Raw genomic sequence first — 9,585 nt, 5'->3', positions numbered from 1 at the left:
CTACCCCCTTCTATCTAAACTATCGGCTAAGTCGAATAATGATTTTGGACGCTTTTCACGTGGTCTAGCTTTCATAATTTCGATTAATCGGTAATAATCCGTTTCTTCAAAATCTTCAACACTCATATGACCATTAATAATCATTTGTTGCTCTTGATAGTCAAAATCTTCTATAACATCTTCAAGCGTTTTAACCGGATCATCATCGAATTTAATGCTTTCTACTTTTATTTTGGTCATATCCCAAAATATGACCAATTGCATTAAGTACAATATCGTTCATTGCGTCAAAATCAGCATCTTCGATTTTTTCGCGTGTTACTGATTTAGGAGAAATACCAGTTAAGAAATCAATTTCTACTTCTACAAGCTTTTCCTGTGCTTCCAAAGTCTTGATAACAGTATCCATATCATCAGTATCAGAATTAGCAGATGCTTCAATAGCGCGATTAATCTTAGCCAATTCTAATTGTGTCTTTAACGCATAACGTACATTTTTATTAGTAGTTTTAACGTTAAAACTACCTAAACCTAATCTTTTTGCATTTACAGTTACTAAACTCATATTTTTTTAAATCCTTTCGAAAAAAAGACCGGAAAAACGGTCTTAAAATAATATTTTTATTTATTTTTGCCACCACACCCACCCTGCTTTTATTAACTAAGCATTTGTAGAAGGCTTAGTGGGGGTAATATTTTCCTTAATAGTGCCAGTAATATAACTAATCATTTTATCAAGGTCAAAATCTTTCTCATCACTGTAGAATTTTTCGTATAAAAGCATATCGCTTGGACGTTCTTGTGCCGCAAAAGTTAACGCATCATGTACGACAGTTGGATTTTCTTGATTAGTTTGCAAATTCATTTCACCAGGAGTAAATACACCGTAAGGAAACGCCATATACAAATCGATGTTTTTATTAGCATTCTTAGAGTGAACAATTACTCCACCACGAACTAAGAAATTATCCTTTTTTCCGTAACCACCTAATTGGTCTTTCTTAAGACCTGCAAAATTATCATAAATCAGGTGGGGAATGTCATTAGCAGCCAATGCAACTTGTGGATTGACAGCCCCGACTTGTTGTTCCGCAACAGCATTAGAACCGTAAACTTTTTGTGCTGTTGGTGCTAAACCAGTGATGTTTGCTTGAGTAGCACCGTAAGAAGATGCTAAATTGACGATAAAAATTCCAGCTTTACTACAATTTGTTGCTAAACCGCCTGCTGCTTCATCAGTTAGCAAATTACCGTCTTCGTCATATCTCCAGATGTAATAATCATTTAAACCAGTTAATTCCATAAATTCCTCTTTCTAAATTTCATTATTTGAGTTAGTTGACGTGTATCAGGATCGAGACTATGCCCCTCCTTTTCAGTTAATCGCCAATTTTTTTGCATTAAAAAAGACACAATAGATTTTTCTAAAGTGTCTGCCACGGTCTTACTATGAAGGCCATAAAAAATATTTAATTGTACCGCTTGTTCCGTACTATAAATATCGTCACTACCATAGCTATCTGGTACATCATAAACCTCAGTAACCAAAATATCAGTAGTTTCGGTTGAAGTTTGTTTATCTTCTGGAATAAAAAAAGGATAGATATTATCTACCCCGTCTAATTTTGATGTTCTTAGTAAATTAGCTACTTCTTTTACAATCATAAGCCTGTTACCTCGCGATACTTTTTAGCAATTGCTTGTCGCACTGCAATAGCAGCTTCTTTTTCACTGCGGTCTTTAAAGTGCATGTTTTTTACCTGTTTGGATGACATTTGTTTTTTACCGTTATTAGTAATTTTGGCTACAAAAGCATAATAACGACCTTGCCATCCAACTGCTGTTGAGCCTGTATGCAAACCATTTGCTTCAAATCCCGGCTTGTATGTAATCATATCTGCAATGTGTCGTGTTTTCCGGTGTTTATTACCATGTTTTGCATTAGCATGTCCTGCACTCTTACCGCCTTGACTATAATCAACATCAGAACGAGGGGTATTTTTCTTTAAAACTTTTTGATAAACTTTAGCCCCAGCTCCAGTTATCTCAGATTGTTCTTCTAAACTAAGATTTAAAGAATTTTCGATACTATCGAACCATTTTTCTAATTGATCATCAAAATCAGCCATTCTTTTCAACTTCTTGCAATACAATGCGGTCATAAGCAGTAGGATTATCATAAGGGTCCGGATTAATATTAGTAACTTCATAAATTTTATTACTAATTCTAGCTTTTGTAATGCCATCCCAACTACGGCGCTTATGAGTAAGATAAATTTCAGTATTATTTTTATTTAAGCCTGTTAATTCAATTAATTGATTAGTAGATAAGGAGTAAAGACCACACAAAGCTTTAAATTTCGGTACAAATGTTGGTACTTGTACCATATTTTCATTTTCAATATCATCTACAGTTCCAAACTCAATAATTGTATTAAGTCGGTCTGCATTCTGAAGTTGAACCATCTTCATCTACCTCACTATCATAAGAACCACGTAATTGACCAATAATTTGCTTGGCTGTAGTACTTGAAACAGCATTAGTTGGATGATTATACCAGTTTGCAGCAATTGCGTTGCAAGCTAATGTATAAAGTTTCTTGTAGTTATCGGACTGGTAAAATTTACCATCATCTTTACCTACGGCGCCTTGAACATATAACTCTGCAGCTACCAACGCATCTTTCATTCTCTGCAAGGCGCCATCATCCAATAAATCATCATCAGGCAAGTATCCACAAGCTCTTTTTAGGCCGTCATCAATAGTTAAATAATTAGTCATTATTTACATTACCACCAGCAGTTACTTGTTTACTATCACCACCGGTAATAGATTTAAATGAGCCAACTGCCCAAGCACCGTCGTCGATAACTTCAACATCAAAACGATCAATAAAGCGGAGTAAAGTTGTATCAGTATTAAAGGCATTGCCCCCAACATTAGTAGTAGCAATTTCCATACGTTGACGGTCAAACAATGTAATACCTTGTTTTAAGTCACCGAAGTAAATTGGATGTGAACCAGATACGTCAGGCAAAAACTTATCAGCAATCACGGTTACTTGATGGCCGTCAATTTCTTTAATTTCAGGATTCGTTACATTCGGTTGAATCATATAACGCCCTTCATTATCTCTAAGCTTACTTAATACATTAAATCCAGATTGATTAGTTACCCAAGATGAAGTAGCAATGATCATCGGATCTAAAGTATTGTTTGATAAATCTTTAATATCATCAAAGTTAGAAATTGTAGGTTTAGCTTTAGCCTTACCCATAGCATCTAAAATTTTAGTGTTACGGGTAATAACATCCTTCTTAGCTACCCAATTAGTTAGCCATGCGATAATATTGTCTGCAGTATCTTTAAGTAAAGTGTTAGTAATACGATTAAATCCGGCATATCTATGAATTAAGTATTTAATTACTGTTAATTCTGGATCATCGTTTTCTGGAATTTCGCCACTTTCATCATCCAAGTCAACCATTGGAGTAATATCAGCTAATTTTTCATAAACGCGAGAACCACTCTTAGTTGATACATTTTCAACATTTACCAGACTTTCAAGGCTAGTGAAAGAGCGAGTTAAAGTTTTAATAGCTAATTGAATATCTTCCGGAATAGTTAAACCAGCATTGCCTGCTCCAGTAGTTCCAGAAGTAACCATATTAGTAAAATCAGAAACAAACTTATTTTTAATTTCTTCAGCTGTTTTCTTAGCATTTGGCATTGAAGGCGTTGATGGTAAAGGCTGAGCTTTCATCGTATTCTTAGCTTCTTCATAATTAGCCTTATTAATTGCCTTATTTCTTTCTGCTACTTTAATTTCATTACTTAATTTAGTGATTTCTTCATCAGTAAATGCTTCTGGGTTAGAAGCAAGTTTAATACCCATTTCAGCACGCTCATTTAATAAATCTTGTAAATATTCGCCAGATTTGTCGAATGCGGCCTTTAATTCATTTACGTTCATTAATTTCCCTTTCCAAACAAAAGAGCCAGCTTTTTATCTCTAAGCTGACTCATATTTTTATTCTCTTTTTTTGCTTTTTCCTTATGTAAAAAATCATTAAATTTTTTACGCTTTTTACTATCAAGATGCGGAATAGGAACTGTAGTATTAAAAATTGGTTCTGCTTCATCTGATTTCTTTTTACTCTCTAAAATTCCATCAGCAAATCCTTCATTAACTGCAGTTTCTGCATTCATCCACGTTTCTTTACATAACATGTTATAAATCTCTTGCTTATCTTTACCCGTTTTTGCAGCATAAATGTTAACCAGGCTCTTGTCGATTTCATCTAGGGCTTGTCCAACACTATGCAGGTTATCAGTATTACCTTGAGCCCCACCACTTGCACGGTGAATCATCATTTGCGCCGTTGGTGACATTAAAACTTCATCGGCACCCATAGCAATAATTGAACCGGCACTAGCTGCATCCCCTACAATATGAGCTTCCACATTGCCAGAATATTGAGTTAAAGCAGTATAAATTTCTGAACCCGAAGCAACTAATCCACCTGGTGAATTAATTTCAATTACTACATCTTTTCCATCAGCTTCATCTAAAGCAGCATTAACTCTTGAAGGGTAAATATAAGCGTCTCCCATACCAAAGAATTCCATGAATTTGCCGTCTTCATCGTCAATCACGGGACCCTTCATCTGAATTTTCATTAGCATCACCTCCTTCTTTTATTCGATTTGGTAGCTTGTCAGGCAAATAACCATTCTTTTGTAAAATATCCTGTGCTTGATTTCCGGTTAATACTCCATAACGAGTCATAGTAGTAATTGAAGTAGCAAAATCATCACCTAACGCATCAACCGCCGGACGAATATTGGTGGTGATGGTGGTATTCAATTTGTTATTTAGTTCACTACTAATCGGTTCTACATATCTTTTTAAAGATTTAGCATATTGACCACTAATTTGAGTAATATTAGATTGTTGGTCACCTTGACCATTTAAATAACTATCAGGGATGCCATAAACTTTAGCGATTTGTTTCCCCGTCCAATCGGCTTGCGATAATAACTTAGCTACATCACCTTTAACTTCTAAAGGTTGATAAGTTTCTAAATCGTCTAAAACAATTGGACCACCATTAGAATTATTAACTTGCTTCATGAATTGACGTGACCTTGCGGACTTCTTTTGCCAATCAAGTAATCCACCGCCAGTTACTGATAAAATTCCTGGAGCTTCTACCGATTTATTCAGGGCGTTTAAAGTTAACCTATTAGATGCTTTTTGAATATTTAATTCATTAGCTAACGCCATCAATGGAGAAACACCAGTTTTCCCACCATTAGAAGACATTAAGCGGATATGTATCATATCAACACTAGGGACACCTGTAAGCATCCCTCGCTCCGGTTCATCAAAACTAATGTTATAAACCAAACCTGAACCATCTTCTAGCAGTTGAGGTTCTACTTGTGACGGTCTTAAAAACTCCCAATACAAATCAACACCGTTACTATTTTTCCAACGATAAGCGTACGCATTACCATCTAAAAGTAATTGAGCATACATAGATTGCCAAAAACTGAAGCCATTACTTGTTTGACTAGGGTTATTTAACATTCTTTGCGCTCTGCTTGTAGCGGCTTTAAATTTTACTAATGCTAAATCACCTGATAATTGCGCAATCAAGCTATAAATATCGGAATTTTGCAAAGCTATTTTTGCTGAAATATAGTTACTACTTTCTGAATTATCTTTTAAAAAATCAACCAAATCAGGGTCATTAAGTGAGTAAGTTACTTTTTGTTTTCTTAAATTAAAAACAGGCAATATCAATCACCCCCTCCCTGCGGAGGTAATGTATCAACTACTAAACCTGTTGCAATAGCACCGATACCAACACCAATCCAACCGGCTATTTGTGACCATAAAAAAAGAGCTCCAACAACTGCGCTGAAGCCCACAATATAAAGTAAAATATCTAAGAATTTCCAAATTAATTGCAATAATTTTTTATTCACTCAATCACCTCCTAAAAGTCCCGATTTTGGATTCATAAACCAATCTAGAACTTGCTTTTGTGTCATATTTTCTACTTGTTTACTTTTATCATTAGCAATTCCATAATCTTCAAAATGGTACATGCCTTGATAAAGCGCATCAATCAATGCATCAACGACATCAATTTTCAAAGTAGCCTTATCTTTATCAACTTGAATACCAATCTTATCTTCTTTAATAACTGCATTAAGTAAAGCCTTTTCTAAAATAGGATCATCATCCATTGAAATGTTACTGGTTATAAATTGTTGTTGTAAGAATTTTGTAGGATTGCCTAGTGCTGATGTTCTTTGCTGAACATCTTCAATCATCCACTCAGTATTTGTATTCAAAGATTCAACAATATTTTTAACTTGGTAAGATCCAAAACGGTCATAGCCAAAGAAAATAGGCTTTAAATCGTGCTCTTTTACAAAATTTAAAAGCCATTTATAAACCTGTTCTGGATTAATAATTCCTTGTTCATGTGCAGTAATCGTACAATATTCAGGATATTCCCGATAAGGGATGCCATCTTGTTTTTCTTTGGTTTCAATAGAACCGGCTTGTTGCCAAGGAATGAAACTGTGCTGTGCAATATGGTATTTGGGATTATCGTTATCTAAATACGGAAAAACAAAACCTAACGCCGTATTATCGCTAAACATTGAATAATCTAGCCCTATATAACATTTTCGATGATTAATACTAAAATCACTAGTAATAGCGCGTGCGACATCTTTAAGATTTAAGTAACTAGCCGTTGATTGTTTTAGCCATAAATTCAAATTTTTATTTTGAAACTTATGAAGTGTATTGTTAAGCATTGCTTGATCACGCTGCTTAATTAAATTGCTGGTTCTACGGTCTCTTTCACTATCTGATAAGCCGATTAAAGGATTTGATTTTTCCCATGTTTCAGGCTTAAAAGTTTCATCTAAATCGTCTTGCGCCCAAACCAAACACAACATACCGTCTCCTTCACGGTCATAATCTTTTTCCATGACATTTTGAAGAGTTTGTTGTTCTTTATGAAAAGGACTAGTTGGGTCAGGATAAGCCGAACTGATTTTAATGAATTGGTGGTAAGGGATAACCTGCGCTTGTCCGTCTGTAATATCAGTCATACGATCGTAATCACTTAATGCGCCCGTTTCATCATAAATAGCCAAAACATTGTGTGTTGAATCGTATTTATCAGCCTCATAACTAATTTTCCAGACTTTATTGTTAGTTTCCTTTGCAATAATTTGGTTAGTTTGAATATCTAACCCGGTTTGGTCAGCAATAGACTTAAAAGGTTCAATTTTAACTGCGGCTTCTAACATTTTCTTGACGTAACCAAACAGTTTAGTTGATTGGTCACTAGTATTAGCAGTAACTAAAAAGTCTTTGTTTGTATAGCCTAAAGTGTCATATAAAACTGCCTTACACATTTGAATGCCTGCAATTTGTGTTTTCCCTTGTGACCGTCCGACACTAATGTGAATATCTGTAAATCGGCGTTCATTATTTTCATCTTTCCAACCATTAATCATAGCTAATACAAATTTTTGCCACCCCATTAATGGCAACGGTTCGTGTTTATCCACATCTGGAATAATAGAAGCTATTTTTAAAGTAACTTTAATTTCTTTTAAGTCGTAATGATACGGAAAATCGGTTGCTCCTTGGCGTTGTAAGTCTCTTAAATGACGAAAGCAAGCTAACTTAGTTAAGTAACCAGATATTACTTTCTCATCCAGAATATCAAAACAATATTTAGTACCATCATCTTTATATTTCAAGCGAATATCATTAAAATCATGTTTTTTATAAGTACCGATTACATCATGAGTTTGAGTTAAATCAATCTTCATGTGTCCACATCTTCAAATCTTTTTTATTTTTGAAATATTGTCTGATTGATAATCCGATCACAATTAAAAAAGCTAAAAGATTAAAACCGATTGCTAAATTAATCAATAAATTCATTCACTTTTCTCGCTTTCTTTCCTGTCAATTTTTCCCAACGTAAAATATTTCTTTCAACCCATTTAGGATCTAGTTCCATAACGTATGCTTTACGATTAGAGTTTTCACATGCGATTAGTGTACTACCACTACCACTAAACAAATCGACTACTACATCATCAGGATTACTACTTGCTTTAACAATTCTTTCCATCATTTCAACCGGTTTTACTGTAGGATGATCAAAACATTCTTTTCTTGCCTTACCTTGAGTTCTAAAAAAGTGAAAGACATCGTTAAACTTGTCAAAAGTATTATTAAAAATAAAAGGACTTTTAGGTTTATTGGAAACACGTTTTTTCAAACTTTCCCAATCAACTAAAAAAAAGTCCTTTTCTTTAAAGTAATTTTGAAACTCCAGATAATGCTTTTTAGTTATTAAAGTCCATTCGCTCTTATTAAACCAATGTCTATGCATTTGAGTTCCTGTAATTTGTTTAGTTAAATTTTGTGTTAAGCCTGCTTTCTCAGCTTCATTACGTAAATAATTAAAAACCTCTAAATTATCTGCATCAAAATTTTGGGCTGAATTAAAGTTTTCATAACCTTTTTCAACAAACAAACACAATTCTTTCGCCTTAGCATAACTATTAAGTTGTTTGGAATGCATTCCGAAAGCGTTGATTTTATCCCAAACAAGTAAATTTTTAAAAGTCAAATCTCTGCTTTTAATTTTAGGATAAATATGATTAGCAAATAGCATCATTAATCTTTCGTCCCAGCCCCAACAATACCAAGAACCGAATTGTTTCAAAATGCTAAAACTATTACTAATCCATTTACCATTAAATTCATTAAGTTCTGCATCTTCTAAATCATCGTAAAGAATATCCTTTTTCATACCATATGGTGGATCACATATTACTAAAATTGCCTTATTCCCATTCATTAATGCATTAACGTCATTGGTGTTGGTGGAATCGCCACACATTAAACGATGATTTCCTAAAATGAATTTATCGCCTCTTTTTATCATTCAAAGAACTCCTTCATCATGTCTTTAGTTGTTTTTTTATCGTTAGTTTCACTCTTAAAATCAAGCATTTCGCTTCTAGCTTTAGGACTTAAGCCGAGTTCTCGTCCTATTGAATTCATTTTTGAAAGAGAATCACTCATCATCTGATAAGCTGGATTTTTTCTAAATCCTGCAAAATCTCGTGCTACTATCTCACCATCTACTGGTGAAACAGTAGTTTTAAATATTTTTTGCTGTAAACCATCTTCTTGGATACTAGCATAAGAATTGCGATAGTTATCGTAAGCTGCGCAAAACTCTTCAACCAAAAATTGGTCAGCACGGATAATTTTATCGTTCTTATTTAAATAAGTAGCAAGCTTAGAATAGATGTTTTTGCCGTAAGTTCCAAGCCATTTCGGCGCTTGCGTAGGCACTTTAGGCCTTGATAAATCAACTTTCAACAAATTTGACCCCCCTTTCAAAAAAATTCAAAATTTACTCTTTGACACAAGACGACGGCACTGGTGCGGCTCCCTAGTTAAAAAATCATACCCGGGGGGCTTTTAAATTATCTTTATGTGTAATTACATTCATAAAAAT

Annotated in this window: 14 protein-coding genes; all 14 read right to left on the bottom strand. The window is 34.2% G+C overall.

What is annotated here, in order from left to right:
- On the bottom strand, positions 1-264 hold the full coding sequence (locus tag HDR40_RS03950) for a hypothetical protein (RefSeq protein ID WP_290626723.1): 264 nt from the start codon (positions 262-264) through the stop codon (positions 1-3).
- Positions 212-565 (bottom strand): phage tail tube assembly chaperone, encoded by a 354-nt coding sequence (locus HDR40_RS03945; protein ID WP_290626721.1) that lies wholly within the window; start codon positions 563-565, stop codon positions 212-214. The genes HDR40_RS03950 and HDR40_RS03945 overlap by 53 nt, the downstream gene beginning before the upstream one ends.
- Before the next feature lie 96 nt (positions 566-661).
- The gene (locus tag HDR40_RS03940; RefSeq protein ID WP_290626719.1) at positions 662-1,303 is read right to left on the bottom strand and encodes a phage tail protein; all 642 of its coding nucleotides are present in this window, start codon (positions 1,301-1,303) and stop codon (positions 662-664) included.
- The gene (locus HDR40_RS03935) at positions 1,294-1,665 is read right to left on the bottom strand and encodes a DUF806 family protein (protein ID WP_290626717.1); all 372 of its coding nucleotides are present in this window, start codon (positions 1,663-1,665) and stop codon (positions 1,294-1,296) included. The genes HDR40_RS03940 and HDR40_RS03935 overlap by 10 nt, the downstream gene beginning before the upstream one ends.
- Positions 1,662-2,129, bottom strand: coding sequence for a phage tail protein (locus tag HDR40_RS03930; protein ID WP_290626715.1), 468 nt, complete (start codon positions 2,127-2,129; stop codon positions 1,662-1,664). The genes HDR40_RS03935 and HDR40_RS03930 overlap by 4 nt, the downstream gene beginning before the upstream one ends.
- Positions 2,122-2,472, bottom strand: a complete 351-nt coding sequence (locus HDR40_RS03925) for a head-tail adaptor protein (RefSeq protein WP_290626713.1) — start codon at positions 2,470-2,472, stop codon at positions 2,122-2,124. The genes HDR40_RS03930 and HDR40_RS03925 overlap by 8 nt, the downstream gene beginning before the upstream one ends.
- Complete coding sequence (locus HDR40_RS03920; RefSeq protein WP_290626711.1) at positions 2,435-2,782, bottom strand: head-tail connector protein; 348 nt, start codon at positions 2,780-2,782, stop codon at positions 2,435-2,437. The genes HDR40_RS03925 and HDR40_RS03920 overlap by 38 nt, the downstream gene beginning before the upstream one ends.
- Positions 2,775-3,974, bottom strand: a complete 1,200-nt coding sequence (locus HDR40_RS03915; RefSeq protein ID WP_290626709.1) for a phage major capsid protein — start codon at positions 3,972-3,974, stop codon at positions 2,775-2,777. Before HDR40_RS03915 ends, HDR40_RS03920 begins: the two co-directional genes overlap by 8 nt.
- Positions 3,974-4,681 (bottom strand): head maturation protease, ClpP-related, encoded by a 708-nt coding sequence (locus tag HDR40_RS03910; protein ID WP_290626707.1) that lies wholly within the window; start codon positions 4,679-4,681, stop codon positions 3,974-3,976. The genes HDR40_RS03915 and HDR40_RS03910 overlap by 1 nt, the downstream gene beginning before the upstream one ends.
- Positions 4,650-5,804 (bottom strand): phage portal protein, encoded by a 1,155-nt coding sequence (locus tag HDR40_RS03905; protein ID WP_290626752.1) that lies wholly within the window; start codon positions 5,802-5,804, stop codon positions 4,650-4,652. Before HDR40_RS03905 ends, HDR40_RS03910 begins: the two co-directional genes overlap by 32 nt.
- A gap of 2 nt (positions 5,805-5,806) precedes the next feature.
- Positions 5,807-5,995, bottom strand: a complete 189-nt coding sequence (locus HDR40_RS03900) for a DUF1056 family protein (RefSeq protein WP_290626705.1) — start codon at positions 5,993-5,995, stop codon at positions 5,807-5,809.
- A complete protein-coding gene (locus tag HDR40_RS03895) occupies positions 5,996-7,873 on the bottom strand; it encodes a terminase TerL endonuclease subunit (protein WP_290626703.1) in 1,878 nt (625 codons plus the stop codon).
- 98 nt (positions 7,874-7,971) lie between these two features.
- Positions 7,972-9,003 carry a site-specific DNA-methyltransferase gene (locus HDR40_RS03890; RefSeq protein ID WP_290626701.1) on the bottom strand — a complete coding sequence of 344 codons (1,032 nt, stop codon included), beginning with the start codon at positions 9,001-9,003 and terminating at the stop codon, positions 7,972-7,974.
- Complete coding sequence (locus HDR40_RS03885) at positions 9,000-9,449, bottom strand: phage terminase small subunit P27 family (protein ID WP_290626699.1); 450 nt, start codon at positions 9,447-9,449, stop codon at positions 9,000-9,002. Before HDR40_RS03885 ends, HDR40_RS03890 begins: the two co-directional genes overlap by 4 nt.
- Positions 9,450-9,585 lie beyond the last annotated feature (136 nt).

The organism is Lactobacillus sp. (assembly GCF_014803895.1).
The sequence above is the reverse complement of the archived record's forward strand: the minus strand, read 5'-3'. Positions and strand labels throughout refer to the sequence as shown.

Coding starts and splice junctions, on each gene's coding strand:
- HDR40_RS03950 (WP_290626723.1), bottom strand. CDS start 264: ATGCAATTGGTCATATTTTGGGATATGACCAAAATAAAAGTAGAAAGC.
- HDR40_RS03945 (WP_290626721.1), bottom strand. CDS start 565: ATGAGTTTAGTAACTGTAAATGCAAAAAGATTAGGTTTAGGTAGTTTT.
- HDR40_RS03940 (WP_290626719.1), bottom strand. CDS start 1,303: ATGGAATTAACTGGTTTAAATGATTATTACATCTGGAGATATGACGAA.
- HDR40_RS03935 (WP_290626717.1), bottom strand. CDS start 1,665: ATGATTGTAAAAGAAGTAGCTAATTTACTAAGAACATCAAAATTAGAC.
- HDR40_RS03930 (WP_290626715.1), bottom strand. CDS start 2,129: ATGGCTGATTTTGATGATCAATTAGAAAAATGGTTCGATAGTATCGAA.
- HDR40_RS03925 (WP_290626713.1), bottom strand. CDS start 2,472: ATGAAGATGGTTCAACTTCAGAATGCAGACCGACTTAATACAATTATT.
- HDR40_RS03920 (WP_290626711.1), bottom strand. CDS start 2,782: ATGACTAATTATTTAACTATTGATGACGGCCTAAAAAGAGCTTGTGGA.
- HDR40_RS03915 (WP_290626709.1), bottom strand. CDS start 3,974: ATGAACGTAAATGAATTAAAGGCCGCATTCGACAAATCTGGCGAATAT.
- HDR40_RS03910 (WP_290626707.1), bottom strand. CDS start 4,681: ATGAAAATTCAGATGAAGGGTCCCGTGATTGACGATGAAGACGGCAAA.
- HDR40_RS03895 (WP_290626703.1), bottom strand. CDS start 7,873: ATGAAGATTGATTTAACTCAAACTCATGATGTAATCGGTACTTATAAA.
- HDR40_RS03890 (WP_290626701.1), bottom strand. CDS start 9,003: ATGATAAAAAGAGGCGATAAATTCATTTTAGGAAATCATCGTTTAATG.